This is a genomic window from Roseburia sp. OF03-24 (assembly GCF_003463035.1).
Classification (GTDB): Bacteria; Bacillota; Clostridia; order Lachnospirales; family Lachnospiraceae; genus Roseburia; species Roseburia rectibacter.
Map to the genome: position 1 here is coordinate 1 of NZ_QSCK01000036.1, position 16,817 is coordinate 16,817.

At 42.8% G+C, this 16,817-nt stretch carries 13 protein-coding genes; 11 read left to right on the forward strand and 2 right to left on the reverse strand.

Going from position 1 to position 16,817, the window contains the following annotated elements; all coding sequences use genetic code 11:
- The first annotated feature begins 14 nt into the window (after nt 1–14).
- Nucleotides 15–857, forward strand: coding sequence for a carbohydrate ABC transporter permease (locus DXA60_RS15795; protein WP_117922307.1), 843 nt, complete (start codon nt 15–17; stop codon nt 855–857).
- A 93-nt stretch (nt 858–950) separates the two neighbouring features.
- On the opposite strand, the gene DXA60_RS15800 is transcribed toward DXA60_RS15795, so the two are convergent.
- Nucleotides 951–1,409, reverse strand: a complete 459-nt coding sequence (locus tag DXA60_RS15800; RefSeq protein ID WP_117922283.1) for a TspO/MBR family protein — start codon at nt 1,407–1,409, stop codon at nt 951–953.
- Between DXA60_RS15800 and DXA60_RS18605 the strand changes: the two genes are divergently transcribed.
- The 8 genes from DXA60_RS18605 to hydF all read left to right on the forward strand — a co-directional run bounded on the left by DXA60_RS18605 (nt 1,327) and on the right by hydF (nt 10,272).
- Nucleotides 1,327–1,584, forward strand: a complete 258-nt coding sequence (locus DXA60_RS18605) for a hypothetical protein (protein WP_199536241.1) — start codon at nt 1,327–1,329, stop codon at nt 1,582–1,584. The genes DXA60_RS15800 and DXA60_RS18605 overlap by 83 nt on opposite strands.
- Nucleotides 1,585–1,737: 153 nt before the next feature.
- Nucleotides 1,738–2,418, forward strand: coding sequence for a hydrogenase nickel incorporation protein HypB (gene hypB / locus DXA60_RS15805; protein ID WP_117922284.1), 681 nt, complete (start codon nt 1,738–1,740; stop codon nt 2,416–2,418).
- A complete protein-coding gene (locus DXA60_RS15810; RefSeq protein ID WP_117922285.1) occupies nt 2,415–5,144 on the forward strand; it encodes an FAD-dependent oxidoreductase in 2,730 nt (909 codons plus the stop codon). The genes hypB and DXA60_RS15810 overlap by 4 nt, the downstream gene beginning before the upstream one ends.
- A 5-nt stretch (nt 5,145–5,149) precedes the next feature.
- Nucleotides 5,150–5,512 carry a hydrogenase maturation nickel metallochaperone HypA gene (locus DXA60_RS15815; protein WP_117922286.1) on the forward strand — a complete coding sequence of 121 codons (363 nt, stop codon included), beginning with the start codon at nt 5,150–5,152 and terminating at the stop codon, nt 5,510–5,512.
- A 421-nt stretch (nt 5,513–5,933) separates the two neighbouring features.
- Nucleotides 5,934–6,188, forward strand: a complete 255-nt coding sequence (locus tag DXA60_RS15820) for a TM1266 family iron-only hydrogenase system putative regulator (protein ID WP_117922287.1) — start codon at nt 5,934–5,936, stop codon at nt 6,186–6,188.
- Nucleotides 6,189–6,265: 77 nt separating this feature from the next.
- The gene (gene hydE, locus DXA60_RS15825; RefSeq protein ID WP_117922288.1) at nt 6,266–7,384 is read left to right on the forward strand and encodes a [FeFe] hydrogenase H-cluster radical SAM maturase HydE; all 1,119 of its coding nucleotides are present in this window, start codon (nt 6,266–6,268) and stop codon (nt 7,382–7,384) included.
- A 179-nt stretch (nt 7,385–7,563) separates the two neighbouring features.
- Nucleotides 7,564–8,985 (forward strand): [FeFe] hydrogenase H-cluster radical SAM maturase HydG, encoded by a 1,422-nt coding sequence (gene hydG / locus DXA60_RS15830; protein ID WP_117922289.1) that lies wholly within the window; start codon nt 7,564–7,566, stop codon nt 8,983–8,985.
- 78 nt (nt 8,986–9,063) lie between these two features.
- Nucleotides 9,064–10,272: a [FeFe] hydrogenase H-cluster maturation GTPase HydF gene (gene hydF, locus DXA60_RS15835; protein WP_117922290.1), complete on the forward strand. Its 1,209-nt coding sequence runs from the start codon at nt 9,064–9,066 to the stop codon at nt 10,270–10,272.
- 121 nt (nt 10,273–10,393) lie between these two features.
- Here the strand turns inward: hydF and htpG are convergent, their stop codons facing one another.
- Nucleotides 10,394–12,499: a molecular chaperone HtpG gene (htpG, locus tag DXA60_RS15840; RefSeq protein WP_117922291.1), complete on the reverse strand. Its 2,106-nt coding sequence runs from the start codon at nt 12,497–12,499 to the stop codon at nt 10,394–10,396.
- A gap of 302 nt (nt 12,500–12,801) precedes the next feature.
- On the opposite strand from htpG, the gene DXA60_RS15845 reads away from it, so the two are divergent.
- Nucleotides 12,802–13,830 (forward strand): stealth family protein, encoded by a 1,029-nt coding sequence (locus DXA60_RS15845; protein ID WP_243006924.1) that lies wholly within the window; start codon nt 12,802–12,804, stop codon nt 13,828–13,830.
- 12 nt (nt 13,831–13,842) lie between these two features.
- Entirely contained in the window at nt 13,843–16,683 is a 2,841-nt protein-coding gene (locus DXA60_RS15850; protein WP_243006925.1) for a hypothetical protein, read from the forward strand.
- Nucleotides 16,684–16,817 lie beyond the last annotated feature (134 nt).

Consider the following 16,817-nt stretch of genomic DNA (forward strand, 5'->3'; position numbering starts at 1 on the left):
ATGAAAATCGTAATTTGAAAAAAGGCGTAGGTATTCATGCAAGAAGATTTATTGCATATGTTGTATTGGCGATTGTTTCTGTTTTGTGTTTATTCTGGTTTTATGTATTATTTATCAATGCAACCAGATCAAATGGTGAGATGCAGTCCGGTTTTACACTGGTTCCAAGCAGTCATTTGTGGGAAAACTGGAAGAACTTAAGAAACGGAACCCTTCCGGTTTGGAATGGTATGTTCAACAGCCTGATCATTTCAGCATGCAGTGCAGTACTTGGTGTGTATTTTTCAACGATGACAGCTTATGCGATCCATGCGTATGATTTCAAACTGAAAAAATATATTTATCCATTTATTTTAATGGTTATGATGATTCCGACACAGGTAACTGCACTTGGATTTATCAAACTTGTATCTGGTATGCATCTGGAAGATTCCTTTATTCCTCTGATTGTGCCTGCAATTGCAGCTCCGGTTACTTTTTTCTATATGAAACAGTATATGGAGAGCACACTGCCGTTGTCACTGATCGAGGCAGCCCGCATTGATGGCTCCGGGGAGTTTCGTACATTTAACTCTATCGTAATGCCATTAATGAAGCCGGCGATCGCCGTACAGATGATCTTTACTTTTGTAAGCAGCTGGAATAACTACTTCACACCGGCATTGATCCTGCACGATGACAAGAAAAAGACACTGCCTATCTTGATCGCGCAGTTACGTGGAGCTGACTGGCTTAAATTCGATATGGGGCAGGTATATGTGATGATCGCATTCTCCATCTTCCCGGTTATTATTGTATATCTGTTTTTATCAAAACATATCGTACAGGGTGTTGCTCTTGGTAGTGTAAAGGGGTAAGTGATAAAAAATAAGACACGAAATAAAAAACAGGATATGAATGATGCAAGAGCCTGCTGACTTAAAAAAAGCCAGCAGGCTTTTTTGTTGCGCTTATCCGTTCAGCAGACAGATCCCCAGATTTAAGTATCCTGCAAAAGTCACCCAAAGCAGATAGGGGATCATCAGATATCCGGCTGGCTTTGAAATCGGGTAAAACAGAATTGCTGTCAATAAGATCAGAAGCCACAGCAGCACGAGCCAGATAAAAGCAAACAGACATAGCCCAAAATTAAAAAAGAAAATGGACCAGAAAAAGTTAAACACAAGCTGGATGCCGTATACGGTCAGAGCGTTACCAGTGGGCTTTTGTGATGTGACCACCAGATAAGATGCGAATCCCATCAGAACATACAGAATTGTCCAGACTACCGGCAACAGAAAACCCGGTGGAGCAAAAGCAGGTTTGTTTAGCATTGCATAGTTTTCCATGCTGTTTTTGGTAAGAAGAGATGCCAGTGCGCCGACAGCAAGTGGTATGGCAATGCAGGTAACAGGCAAAGCACAGATCATAGAGCCATTTTCGGACGAATATGTTGCGGCAGCAGAATTTAAAAAGATTCCGATAGATGTACTGAAAAAATTACCGCAGCCGATGCATTTGATCCGTGTGACGCCGGTGAAAGCAGAGATGTTAAATTCAGAATTTAAGAAGGATGGGTTTGCGAGCAGACAGAAAATTGTTTAAGAAATGGAAGAAAAAAGATAATTCTAAACAAAATATAAATAATTGGCACACTGGTATGACCAGAATTTATTGACATCACCACTATTAAATGATAGAATTTATCTATAAGTAACAGACGAAACAAAAATGTTACATCAGAAATGGAGATTATCAATGGGAAATGTACGGATTCTGGAAGTAAAACAGAGTATTTTCGAGAGCAATGACAAGCAGGCAGCATTGCTCCGTGAAGAACTGAAAAAAGATGGTGTGTTCTTACTGAACCTTATGTCATCACCTGGATCAGGCAAAACAACGACGTTAACACGCACGATCGAGGCACTGAAAGATGATTTAAAGATCGGTGTCATGGAAGCAGATATTGATTCAGATGTGGATGCGGAGACGATTTTAAAGACCGGAGCAAAAGCGATCCAGCTTCATACAGGCGGCATGTGTCATCTGGATGCAGATATGACGGGACAGGGATTAAAAGGACTTGGGACAGATGATGTGGAACTGGTTATTTTAGAGAATGTCGGCAATCTGGTATGTCCAGCAGAGTTTGACACAGGTGCTGTCAAAAATGCAATGATCTTATCTGTGCCGGAAGGACATGATAAGCCTTTAAAATATCCGCTGATGTTTTCTATCTGTGATGTTGTACTGATCAACAAAATAGATGTGATGCCTTATTTTGATTTTGATCTGGAACAGTGTAAAAAGAATATCTTAATGCGCAATCCGAATGCAAAGATCATCCCGATCTGTGCAAAGACCGGAGAGGGTATTGAAGAATGGGCAGACTGGTTGAAAACAGAAGCAGCTGCATGGAAAGAGGAGGAACACGCATGAAAAAGTTTGAGTACACACCACCGGAACAGCCGAGAGAGCTGATCTTAAAATTAGGACAGAAGATCACTGACCGCATCGGTCATACGGTGACAGCAGAAGATCCGGAATATTATGGTTTAGAGGCACTTGTGACCGATGAGATGGCAGAGGTTGCACTGAAAATGAAAGTGCGTAAGCCGATGACATTAGCGCAGATCGTAAAAGCAACCGGAAAAGAAGAGAAAGCACTCGAAGAATTGCTGCAGGAGATGAGCAATATCGGTCTTTTGGAATACAACTGGGAAAATCCAAAGCATGAGAAACAGTATGTTCTTCCAATGTATGTACCGGGAAGTGCAGAGTTCTTTAATATGAAGTTAGACCAGATCAAAGAGCACCCGGAGGTAGCGTCATTCTTTGAGCGTATGGCATTTTTACCATTGCAGAAAGTAACACCGATGGTACCGCCAGGAGGCGCAGGAATCGGTATGCATGTTATTCCGGTTGAGAAAGCAATCGAGACAGAGAATGAGTCTGTCAGTGTTGAGCATATTTCCCACTGGCTGGATAAATATGACGGAAAATACGCAGCAGGTCCATGTTCCTGCCGTTATTCACGCGGTGTTTTAGGCGAGGGATGTGCGGATGATCCGGAAGACTGGTGTATCGGTGTCGGCGATATGGCTGATTATCTGGTTGAGACAAATAAGGGACATTATATCACACGTGAAAAGGTAATGGAGATCTTACAGCGTGCAGAGGACAACGGTTTTGTCCATCAGATCACAAATATTGACGGCGAGGACAAGATTTTTGCTATCTGTAACTGTAATGTAAATATCTGTAATGCGCTTCGTACTTCACAGTTATTTAACACGCCGAATATGTCGCGTTCTGCTTATGTGGCAAAGGTTGAGACGAAGGATTGTGTTGCATGTGGACGCTGCGTAGAGTACTGCCCGGCAGGTGCCGTAAAACTTGGTCAGAAGCTTTGTACGAAAGACGGAGCTATCACATATCCGAAACACGAACTGCCGGATAATACCAAATGGGGACCGGAAAAATGGGATATGGATTACCGTGATAATAACCGTATCAACTGCTATGATACCGGAACAGCACCGTGTAAGACTGCCTGCCCGGCACATATCGCAGTACAGGGATATTTAAAAATGGCAGCACAGGGACGTTATACGGATGCGCTTGCCCTGATCAAAAAGGAGAATCCATTCCCGGCGGTCTGCGGCCGTGTCTGCAACCATCGTTGTGAGGATGCATGTACAAGAGGTACCGTAGATCAGGCGGTTGCGATCGATGATGTTAAGAAATTTATCGCAGAACTTGATTTAAAGGCAGAAACGCGTTATATTCCACCAGTCGTACAGCCGTCAAACCGTGGAACTTTCCCACAGAAGATCGCGATCATCGGTGGTGGTCCTGCAGGTTTAAGCTGTGCATTTTATCTGGCTGCCAGAGGTTACAAACCGACTGTATTTGAGAAAAATGAACGTCCGGGTGGAATGCTCGTTTACGGTATTCCTTCCTTCAAATTAGAGAAAAATGTTGTGGATGCTGAGATTGAAGTAATGCGTGAACTTGGCGTAGATATTAAATGCGGCGTGGAAGTTGGAAAAGATATTTCATTAGATGAGCTGCGTGCACAGGGATATCAGGCATTTTATATCGCAATCGGATGTCAGGGAAGCCGTAAAGCAGGTATTCCGGGTGAGGATGCAGACGGTGTGATGAGTGCAGTTGATTTCTTACATATCGTATCCGGTGGAAATGAAGATTACCGTGTGGATGGCAGATCCGTTGTCATCGGTGGCGGTAATGTTGCAATTGACGTGGCACGTACAGCAGCACGCTGTGGTTCAAATGAAGTTTCCATGTTCTGCCTGGAGTCCGAAAAAGAGATGCCGGCATCAAAAGATGAGGTGGCGGAAGTTAAAGACGAGGGCGCAGCCGTTCATTGTGGCTGGGGTCCGAAAGAAATTCTAACAGAAAATGGCAAAGTACGCGGCATCGTGCTGAAAAAATGTATTTCTGTTAAAGATGAGACAGGCCGCTTTAACCCTCAGTTTGATGAGAATGATACGATGACTGTGGAATGTGAGCATGTTTACTTAAGTATCGGACAGAGTATCCTCTGGGGTGACCTTTTAGCAGGTTCAAAAGTGGAACTTGGAAGAGGAAACGGAGCTGTGGCAGATCCGCTTACTTATCAGACTGCAGAACCGGATATTTTTGTTGGTGGAGATGTCTATACCGGACCGAGCTTTGCAATCAATGCGATCGCAGCCGGAAAAGAAGGTGCAGAGTCCATTCACCGTTTTGTCCATGAAAATGCGAGCATGACGATCGGAAGAAACCGCCGTCAGTTTATCGAACTGGATAAGGAAAATCTTGCGCTCGAAGGATATGACAATGCAAAGAGACAGCGTCCTGCAATGGATGATAAGATTGATGCACACAGATCCTTCCGTGATGCACATAAGACACTGACCGAGGAGCAGGTGAAGATCGAGACAGCGCGTTGTCTTGGCTGTGGTGCTTCCGTGGTGGATCCGAACAAGTGTATCGGATGCGGTGTCTGCACAACAAAATGTGAGTTTGATGCGATCCATCTGCACCGTGAACTGCCGGAGTGCAGCCGCATGGTAAAAGCAGAGGATAAGATGAAGGCAATTCTTCCTTATATGTTAAAACGTGAAGTGAAGATCCGTTTTGGGAAAAAGGAGAAATAAAGCGAATGCATGAACTTGGAATCGTATTTCATGTGATCAAAAGCGTAGAGGAGATCGCACAGGAAAATGATCTGACAAAGGTTTCGGCTGTGACACTTTCCATTGGGGAAGTGTCCGGCATTGTGCCGTCCTATCTTACAGACTGCTGGCGCTGGGCAGCAGACCGTACAGAGATCTTATCCGGCAGTGAGTTAAAAATTGATATGATCCATGCGGTAACACATTGTGACGACTGTGGCTGTGAATATGATACCGTAGAGCACGGTAAGATCTGCCCGGAGTGTGGTGGTGAACATACCTGGCTTTTATGTGGAAATGAAACGATGATCAAAGAGATCGAGGTGCCGGAGGAAGAGCCGGTGCCGTAAAAGTGTGACAGATTTTTGCAGGGGATGCTTTGTATTTTATGGCATACAGAACAGAAACATAATTGCATTTCTTAAAAAATCATGATACCCTTTGTATACATAATACTTATATGCAAAATATTTTGCCCGTATAATTTTCATGTATACAGAGGGTATTTTTGTGAAGTAATATTGTAAATCTTTGCAAAGAGCACATTTAAAGTCCTTTTTGCGTAAGATTTTAAATGGAAAAAGAAAAGACACTGACATTGAAAGAATTATCTGAGATGAAAGGTACGGCATAGAGTAAAATATAAGAGGCGAATTGCGACTCTTTTTGGGCTGTACCTGGAATTAGGGGTACAGCTTTTTTGGTTCCAAAAGCTGCATCATAGATTCGTGTATGAAAATAATATAAATTTGGTAATCAGGGAGAAAATGAATGGAAACAAGAGTAGCTTTGATAGGGATCATTGTAGAAAACATGGATTCCACACCAGAATTAAATAATCTTTTGCATGAATATGGTTCGTATATCATCGGACGTATGGGTTTACCATACCGCGAGCGGAATGTACATATCATCAGTGTTGCGATCGATGCGCCGCAGGATATCATTAATGCACTTTCCGGCAAAATTGGCAGACTTAACGGAATCACGGCAAAGACAGTGTATTCTAATGTTGGCATAAGCTAGTGTACGCTATTATTGTTAGTGATACAGTACACCAGTGCAGATGTGATTGAAATTACTAATTAAAAAATGAGGAATTTATGTTACAAAACCAGATAATACAAGATCAAAACAAAAATACACAGAGCACACAGAGCACCTACGGCATGCCAGAGCGTGAACTTAAAAATCTGCCGGAGACAATAGAAAAGACAGCAGATATCACAAAAGAACAGCTCGCATTTCTTCTTTCCACAGAGGACAAGGCAATGATACAGGACTTAAAACAACGTGCGCGGAGTGTGGGTGACCGCATCTATGGAAAAAATATTTATATCCGCGGACTGATCGAGTTTACCAATTACTGCAAGAATGACTGCCTTTACTGTGGAATCCGCAGAAGTAACTGCCACACAGACCGTTACAGGCTGACGGAGAAGGAAATCCTTTCCTGCTGTAAGAACGGATATGAACTGGGATTCCGGACTTTTGTATTACAGGGGGGAGAGGATGGATTTTATTCAGATGAAAAAATCTGTCATCTTGTTTCAAAGATCAAGGAGGAATATCCGGACTGTGCGGTGACACTTTCCATCGGTGAAAAATCAAAGGAGAGTTATCAGGCATATTTTGATGCCGGGGCAGACCGGTATCTGCTGCGCCACGAGACGGCAGATGAGGCACATTATAAAAAGCTGCACCCGGCGGAGATGTCCTATCAGAACCGGATGCGATGTCTTAGAGATTTAAAAGAAATTGGATATCAGACCGGCTGTGGATTTATGGTGGGTTCGCCATATCAGACCGTAGATACTTTGTGGGAGGATCTGCAGTTTATCCGCAGATTAAAACCGCAGATGGTCGGTATCGGGCCATTTATCCCGCAGAAGGATACGCCGTTTGGCAATGAGACGGCGGGTACGATGGAGATGACACTGCGGCTGCTGTCGGTCATAAGGCTGATCCATCCGCATGTGCTGCTCCCGGCAACCACGGCACTTGGAACGATCCATCCAAAGGGCAGGGAGCTCGGAATCTTAGCAGGAGCGAATGTTGTCATGCCAAATCTGTCTCCGGTTGCCGTGCGTGAAAAATATAAATTATATGACAATAAGATCTGTACCGGCGATGAGGCGGCAGAGTGCCGTTTCTGCATGCAGCGGCGCATGGAAAGCATTGGTTATCAGGTAGTTGTAAACAGGGGAGATTTTTTGGCATAACAGAGAAAACAGATAAAGAACTGGCAGTTCTAAAATAGCATTGCCGGTTTTAGGTGACAGAAAAACTGTCATACCATATAAAAAATACTAACCGGAAAGTAAGCGGGTGGTTACTGCTCACACGGTATGAGTGAACAGTAACAGCGGGTGCAGACTGACCGGAAAGAAAGGAAGCATGTATGTACAACGCAAAATCATTAAAAGCAGAAGAGTTTATTTCAGACGAGGAGATCAAAGAGACACTTGCCTATGCAGATGCCAACAAAGACAATGTGGCACTGATCGATGAGATCATCGAAAAGGCAAAATTAAGAAAAGGTTTAAATCACAGGGAGGCATCTGTCCTTTTAGCATGTGAGATCCCGGAAAAGATCCAGGAAGTTTATGAACTTGCAGAGCAGATCAAAAAAGACTTTTACGGAAACCGTATCGTATTATTTGCACCGCTTTACCTGTCAAACTACTGTGTAAACGGCTGTGTATACTGTCCGTATCATCTGAAAAACAAACACATTGCAAGAAAGAAACTGACACAGGAAGATATCGTAAAAGAAGTTACTGCACTGCAGGATATGGGACATAAACGTCTTGCGATAGAGGCTGGGGAAGATCCGGTCAACAATCCGATCGAATATATTTTAGAGTGTATCAAAACCATCTACAGTATCAAACATAAAAATGGTGCGATCCGCCGTGTCAATGTCAACATTGCAGCAACGACCGTAGAAAATTACCGCAAATTAAAAGAGGCAGGAATCGGAACTTACATCCTGTTTCAGGAGACTTACCACAAAGACAGCTATGAAAAACTACATCCGACCGGACCGAAACATGATTATGCATATCATACGGAAGCAATGGACCGCGCAATGGAGGGCGGCATTGATGATGTGGGACTTGGTGTATTATTCGGACTTGACCTGTACCGCTATGAGTTTGCAGGACTTTTAATGCATGCAGAGCATTTAGAGGCAGTACATGGAGTGGGACCTCATACGATCAGTGTTCCAAGAGTAAAACATGCAGATGATATTGATCCGGATGCGTTTGATAACGGTATTTCCGATGATACATTTGCAAAAATCTGTGCACTGATCCGTGTTTCTGTTCCATATACCGGAATGATTATCTCAACCAGAGAGAGCCAGGAAGTGAGAAATAAAGTACTTCCGCTTGGTGTATCTCAGATCAGCGGCGCATCAAAGACAAGCGTAGGAGGATATGCAGAGCCGGAAAAAGAGGACGAAGTGACCAGTGAGCAGTTTGATGTCAGTGACCAGAGAACGTTAGATGAGGTTGTAAACTGGCTGATCAAACTTGGTTATATCCCAAGTTTCTGTACGGCATGTTACCGTGAGGGAAGAACCGGTGACCGTTTTATGGCACTTTGTAAAAACATGCAGATCTTAAACTGCTGTCACCCGAATGCGCTGATGACGTTAAAAGAATACTTAGAGGATTATGCGAGCGAGGAGACTAAAAAACTTGGTATGGAGCTGATCGACAGAGAACTCGAAAAGATTCCGAATCCGAAAGTAAAACAGACTGCATACGAGCATATTCATGATATTGCAGAAGGAAAACGTGATTTCAGATTCTAAGAAAAACGTGATGCATATTCGGAATGAACAAACCAAAGGCAGATAAATTATGCCCGCAGGCTGTTCGAAAGGAGTACTATGGCAGGAACACTAAATGACACACCGGGCAGCAACCGTCTGCATATCGGTGTGTTTGGAAAAACAAACAGTGGAAAATCTTCTTTTATCAATGCGTTCACACATCAGGAAGTTTCCATTGTTGCGGATATTGCCGGAACGACGACAGATCCGGTCTATAAGCCGATGGAGATCAGCCCGCTTGGCCCCTGTGTGATCATTGACACAGCAGGATTTGATGATACAAGCGAGCTTGGTGAACGTCGTGTGGAGAAAACAAAACTGGCGGCAGAAAAGGCAGATATTGCAGTGATCGTGGTATCACAGCCGGATAATGAATGGGATATCACAGAAGAATTAAAGTGGTACCAGTTTTTGAAAGAGAAAAACACACCGGTCTTGTTCCTCGTCGGAAAATCAGATATTGATCCGCACACAGAAGAACTTATTTCATATATCAAAGAAAAAACCGGAAAGAAAGCGTTTGCAATCAGTGCAGAAACCGGGGCAGGAATCGATGTGGTAAGAGAAGAATTAGCCCGCCTTGTACCGGAAAACTTCGGGGAAAGAAAGATCACGGGAGAACTTGTCACAGAGGAAGATCTTGTCCTGCTGGTTATGCCGCAGGATATTCAGGCACCGAAAGGACGCCTGATCCTGCCGCAGGTGCAGACGCTGCGGGAGCTTTTAGATAAAAAATGTCTGGTCATGAGTGTGACAACAGACAAACTGGTGCCGGCACTTGCAGCCTTAAAAGAACCGCCGAAACTGATCATTACGGACTCACAGGTGTTTGGCTATGTGTATGAGCACAAACCCAAAGAGAGCATGCTGACTTCATTTTCCGTTTTATTTGCAGCCTATAAAGGGGATCTTCCTTATTATGTGGAAGGTGCGAAGATGTTAGACTCCCTGACGAATGAATCACACGTTCTGATTGCAGAGTGCTGCAGCCATGCACCGTTGCAGGAAGACATCGGAAGAGTCAAGATCCCGCGCATGTTAAAAAAACGTGCTGGGGAGGGGCTTACGGTAGATATTGTAAGTGGAACGGATTTCCCGGAGGATTTATCAGATTATGATCTGGTCATCCAGTGCGGTGCATGTATGTTTAACCGTAAATATGTGCTGTCCCGGATCGACCGAGCAAAAAAACAGCAGGTTCCGATGACCAATTATGGTGTGACGATCGCCCATCTGACCGGAATTTTAGATAAGATTTCAATGTAACAATAGAATTAAAAAGCAGGATTGCGTTTTCCTGTAAAATTAGAATTAAATGAAAAAAGCGATGCACGGTTTTAACCGGTGGCATCGCTTTTTTTGATCTAATAAACTGGATGACTCATATTTATTTTGCTAAAAGCATCATGATCTGGTTGCTGCGCTGTACAAATTTGGACATTGCATCAACAGACAGAGGTTGGTTTGAAAGCATTGCAAGATCGTATAACTGTTCGCAGAACATCGGAACATGCTCAGAATCCTTGTGCTCGAAAATGTATTTTACAAGTTCGTTATTTGCATTTAACGTCAGGGTCTGATCTGCTGCAAACATGTTCGGGTCCATACCACCCATGCCGTTCATTGCGTACATCTTCATCATATCCTGCATACGTCTGCCTTCCTCGGAGAGAGTGATGACAGAAGCAATATCAGCATTTTTCAGTTTCTCGACTTTGACAGTCAGCTTGTCATTGTTTAAGGCTTTTTTGAATACATCCGTCAGGGTATCTGTCTCAGCCCTTAAGTCCTCAGCAGAAGTCTCGTCCTTTAAGGATTCTGTCACATCTGCATCGATACGCATGAATTTATAATGCTCGTTGCGCTGTTCCAACTGTGAAATGAAAGAAGTATCAATGTTGTGGTCTAAGATGACAGCGTCCATGTTCTGCTCTTTGAACATCTTGATGTACTGACCCTGTTGAAGTTTGTCAGTTACATAGTAGATCACCTTGCGCTCGTCTTTTTCCTCTGCATTTTCATTTGCAGCATCAGCGTTTTCGGATTTGATCGGATTGCCATCAGCGTCTAATACTTCAGCTTCATCTTTTTTCTCATCTTCTTTCTTTTCTTCCTCTTTGACTAAGAGTTCCGGAAGAGTAAGATATTTGTCATCGAGATTCTTAAACAGGATGTAATCGTTCATCTTGTCACAGAATTTGGTATCTTTTAAGCAGCCGAATTTGATAAATGGGCTGATGTCATCCCAGTATTTCTCATAGTTTTCTTTATCCGTCTTGCACATGCCGATCAGTTTGTCTGCAACTTTCTTGGTGATGTACTCGGAAATTTTCTTTACAAAGCCATCATTCTGTAATGCGCTTCTGGATACGTTAAGTGGCAGATCAGGGCAGTCGATCACACCTTTTAAGAGCATTAAGAACTCAGGAATGACCTCTTTGATGTTGTCAGCGATAAATACCTGATTATTGTAAAGTTTGATAGTTCCCTCGATAGAATCATATTCCGTATTGATCTTCGGGAAGTACAGGATACCTTTTAAGTTGAATGGATAATCCATATTTAAGTGGATCCAGAACAGCGGCTCCTTGTAGTCTAAGAATACTTTACGGTAAAATGCCTTGTATTCTTCATCCGTACACTCGTTTGGATTTTTTGCCCAGAGCGGGTTTATATCGTTAAGTGGAACCGGACGTTTTACGATCTTTAATTTATCTTTTGCAGGGGAAACTTCAACGACTTCTTTTTCGCCGTTCTCATTTTCTTTTTCCTCTGTTTTTGCTTCTTCATGGATCGTCTCCACAACGGTATCAGTGTCTAATTTATCAGCAGCGTCGATCGTCTCATATTCGGTCTCGGCATTTGCTTTTTCAAGGAAGATCGGGGTAGGCATGAAAGAGCAGTACTTTTCGATGACTTCTCTTGCACGGTATTCGTTGGAGAACTCAACAGCATCTTCATTTAAGAAAAGGGTGATCTCAGTACCGACGCCTTCTTTATTGCCGTCAGCCATATTAAATTCTGTACCGCCATCGCAGGACCAGTGAACAGCTGTTGCACCGTCTTTGTAAGATAAAGTATCGATCGTTACCTGATCGGCTACCATGAATGCGGAGTAAAAACCAAGTCCGAAGTGACCGATGATCTGATCGTCGTTTGCTTTGTCCTTATATTTTTCAATAAAATCAGTTGCACCGGAAAATGCGATCTGGTTGATATATTCCTCAACTTCGTCTGCAGTCATACCAAGACCGTTATCGATGAATTTTAAGGTCTTTTCCTCCGGATTTACGACAACGTGAATTTCCGGTTTGTAGTCTGCCGGTAATGTATATTCGCCCATCATCTCAAGTTTTTTTAATTTTGTGATAGCATCACAGCCGTTACTGATCAGCTCACGGAAGAAAATATCGTGATCGGAATATAACCATTTTTTGATAATCGGAAACAGATTATCACTGTTAATTGAAAGATTTCCATGTTTCTCTGCCATATTCAAACACTCCTTTATGATCGTTATAAAATGCAGCGGAGCAGATCCGCTTCGCTGCTGCCTGAATCTAATATTATAACCGTAAATTTTAAAAGTCAATAGAAAATCAGCACTCTTTTTAAATGAGTGCTAACAAAAACGGCGAAAATGCTTTAAAATCGGGAAAAACAGGATTTCTTAAAAAAATATAAATTAAGCAGATAAATGGGATTTTCATTTTGCGGGATTTGTTTTATCATGATAGAAGTAAAAATTATCATGCAGATGAAAAAGATGTTTGCTGGGCAGAAATGGAGATTATTATGACACGCGACAATAACATTCCGGAAATTGATTTTGTGATCACATGGGTAGATGGCAATGATCCGGACTGGCAGAAACAGAAAATGGAGTACAGTATGCAGCCGGATCTGTCGCAGAAACAGGATGACAGAAAAGAGAGATACAGAGACTGGGATCTGCTGAGGTACTGGTTTCGTGGTGTGGAGCGTTTTGCACCATGGGTGCGCAGGATACACTTTGTTACATGGGGGCATCTGCCATCCTGGTTAAATAAAGAACATCCGAAGTTAAATATTGTAAATCATAAAGATTTTATTCCGGAAAAATATCTGCCGACATTTAATTCACATGCCATTGAGTGGAATATGCACAGAATCCCAGGTCTGGCAGAGAATTTTGTATATTTTAATGATGATATGTTTCTGATAAAAAAGGTCAGACCGGAACAGTATTTTAAAAATGATCTTCCGGTGGATATGCTGGCTCTTCAGCCTGATGTGGCAAATACAAAAGATCAGGTCATGCCATATATTTACCTGAATAATACCATGCTTCTGGCAAAATATTTTGACAAACGTGAAAATATGAAAAAACAGCCGGGAGCATATTTCCATCCCGGTTATCCGTTTATGTATTTTATTTATAATATGTTAGAACTGGCGTTCCCATTGTTTACAGGATTTTACACGGTTCATGGGCCGTCTTCTTTTAAAAAGAGTACTTTTGTGAAAATGTGGGAATTAGAACCGGAGTTGTTAAACGAGGTGTGCAGCCATAAATTTCGTCAGAAAGAGGATGTCAGCCAGTATGTGCTCAGGGAGTATCAGAAACTGACAGGCGGTTTTGTTCCCGGCAATGTAAGAAAACTCTGCCGGTATTATGATGTCTCAAATGATAACAGCAGGATTGTGGCTGATATAGGTCATCAGAAGAGTGGAAGCGTCTGTTTGAATGACAGCAATCAGGAGATTGATTTTGAATGGGCAAAAAAAGAACTTCATATGGGATTTGCACAGATCTTGAAGGAAAAATCTGCATTTGAAAAGTAAGAGGTGAAAAAAGTGATCGTATTAAAAGCAGATAGCGAATTAAAAATGACATTTGAACGGCTGATAAAGACCATGCATGCAAATGTAAACTGGACAGGTCTTTTTGTGGCACTTGATAATTATCTCATTTTACAGGGGGAAGTGCGCTCCCTGTTTTTTCATTTTGACAGCAGAAAAGTGGCGGAAAATATTGTAGATCTGCCGATCAAAGAAGATGAGATCAAAGATACCGATGAGGCAGCAGTACGGGATGTGATCAATATGATCCTGTATGCATTTGGAAAATGGGGGACGATCCAGGGACTTCGTGTGGAAAAAAATACGGAGCAGCTGAATACTCTTTTCGGGCATGTGCTTGCAGGAATCTATATTGAACCGGAATATACCACGCAGTATTTCCGTTTTTATCATGCAGGAAAGCGTATTACCTATGAAGATGTGATACAGGCGGCACTTGAGGCAAAAGAAGCAGTGCAGAAGGAAGAGGAAGCAGACGAGGAACAGGGACTCTGGCATAAAGTTGAATGGAAGATGGCGCATACTGTTTTTGAGAGAACAGAACTTTCACTGTCAGAAAGAGCAAAAGGCAGGATTGGCAATAACTTTTATAAAGTTGGTTACCGCTGCCCAAAATGCAAAGGAAATCTGCATATGATCATGTATCCGAAAGGAAAAGAGTTTCGGATTGAGACGCCTGAGGGAGTAGTCCTTTTGGCAAAAGCATGTACCTGTGCGGCGTGTCACAGATTTTATACGCCGCGCCCATGGAAACTTCTTGGAGACGGCGATATTTATCTGATGGATTTTGAGGAGGATAAAAAGGCATACGAAGATTATCTTGAGCTGATGGGGCGTAACGGCGAGCATGAGGCAAACAGTCGTTATAATGAATATGAGGACGGCAGAAAGCCGGCGGGTGTCGAGGATGAGCAGCAGCCACTTGAGGAACTGTGCGAGGATCTGCCGGAATATTCAGATGCAGACTTTGAGGAATTATTAAATAAGATAGAAGAGGGATTTTTCCCGGAAAGCAGTATTGCAGCCTGCGAACCTGCCATACAGGAGGAAAAAAAGCGTCGTAAAAAGTTAAAGAGTACGCCTGCATCAGATCAGGACGAAGTCACAGATGATGAAGAAGAGCAGGATGAGAGCAAGAACCGGCACGAAGAAAAACAGCATGGAAATGAAAGCGCGGGTGAAAGTGGATGGAAGCGGAACGAGCGGGAAGAAAAGCAGGCAGATGCACGCCGGAATGAGGAGAAAAGTCTGCATGTAAATGCACGACAGAGTGAGAATGAAAGACGTGAGGGAAATATTTCACGGAATGAGAACGAAAGGCTGTATGCAGATGCACGTCAGGATGAAACCGAACGACGCCATGTGAAAGGTTCCCGATATGAGAGTGACAGCAGGCAGCCGCACGAAGCTGGGCAGATCAGCGGGGAATCGTCCGATGAAAAATATGCACAGGTAAATAATGCGGAGGCACAGAAAGTCCGCGAGACTTATCAGGCTAAATTTGGAGTCGCAGACCGTATGTCAGAGCGCCAGCTTTCCGAATTAAAACACCAGCTCATGCATGAAACAAGAATTTCGCCCGAAGAGCGGAAACAATACCTGGATATGTTAGAGGAAAAAGAACAGGACAGAAAGCTTACCGCGTTAAATAAAAAGGCAGAGAGCTGCGCAGATAAAAATTATGCCGTGATGCGCCGTGTCTATGACGAGATTGCAGAGGAAAAGCTGCCGCAGGAGAAAAAACAGAATCTGCTTTTAAATCTGAAACAGAAAATGCAGACACAGGCAGAGCGGGAAGTCGCAGAGCTGGTTGGAAAAATGCCGCCTAATATGGACAGGGCACGTTACCATGCACTTCGGGAGAAATTAAAAGAATACGAAGGAGTAGATTTAACCCCATATCAGGAACGGTTAGAATCGCAGAAAAATCTTGCCGAACAGCAGGAAATAAAAAATATGATCCGCCAGTCGAGAAAAATCACCAGAGATGATCTGACAGAGCTTAAGGAGCGTCTGAAAGAAAAGGAGTTTGAGCCGGGGCTGGTTTTGCCGTATTTTGAGCAGATCGAGAACAAAATCCGCCAGATGGATGAAAATGAGATTGCAGAGATTGCCGGTGATCCGGTGCATATGTCCTTTGAGGAGGGAATGGATGCATATCAGAAGATAGCAGACGGACCTTATTTACCAGATCTGAAAGATAATGCATTAGAACTTTTAAGCAGGCGTCTTTCCAAGATCAAGACGGATGAGTGTGAACAGCTTGTAAATAAGCTGAAAAATGAACTGGAAGAGGCGGGAATCACAGAAAGCCAGAAACATTATTTTTACCCGGCGAGAAAAGTGCTGTTAAAGCAGGCAGCGCCGCAGGAAACAGAGGTTATCGATTATGCCATGGCATCCTATGCCGCAGGAAACGGTCTGTTTGAATATCCGATTTTTGTGGTGGACACATCGAGAAACAACAGTGGAAAAGAGGGGATTATCCTGACACCGGAACATCTATATTACAGCACACTGATGACATCTTACCGTATTGATGTTCCGTCCATAGATGAGATCACTGCATCCACAGGACTTTTAAACCGTGGTGTGTATGTGACAGAGAAAAATGGGAAAAAGACGAAAATTCCATATGCGGTAGAAAATAAGCAGCTCACGGCATATGCCGGGGTATTGAATGAATTTATTCATTATTTACAGGAAAAACCGGATTCGCGAAATATTTCTTATCTGGCGAAAGAAAAACATGATACGATCTGCTGCTTCCGCTGTGGTTATGTATATAAGGGAGGAAATATCTGTCCAAAATGTGGATTTAAAAACAATGCTTAGAAAATATTAAGAATTATTAAAAATGCATAAAATAGCTTCTTATTTTTGAAAAGTGTGATATAATATTACCATACATATTGTTATTTAATTAACAAAATATGTGACAGTTACATAAAAATTGCACACAGTTAAGG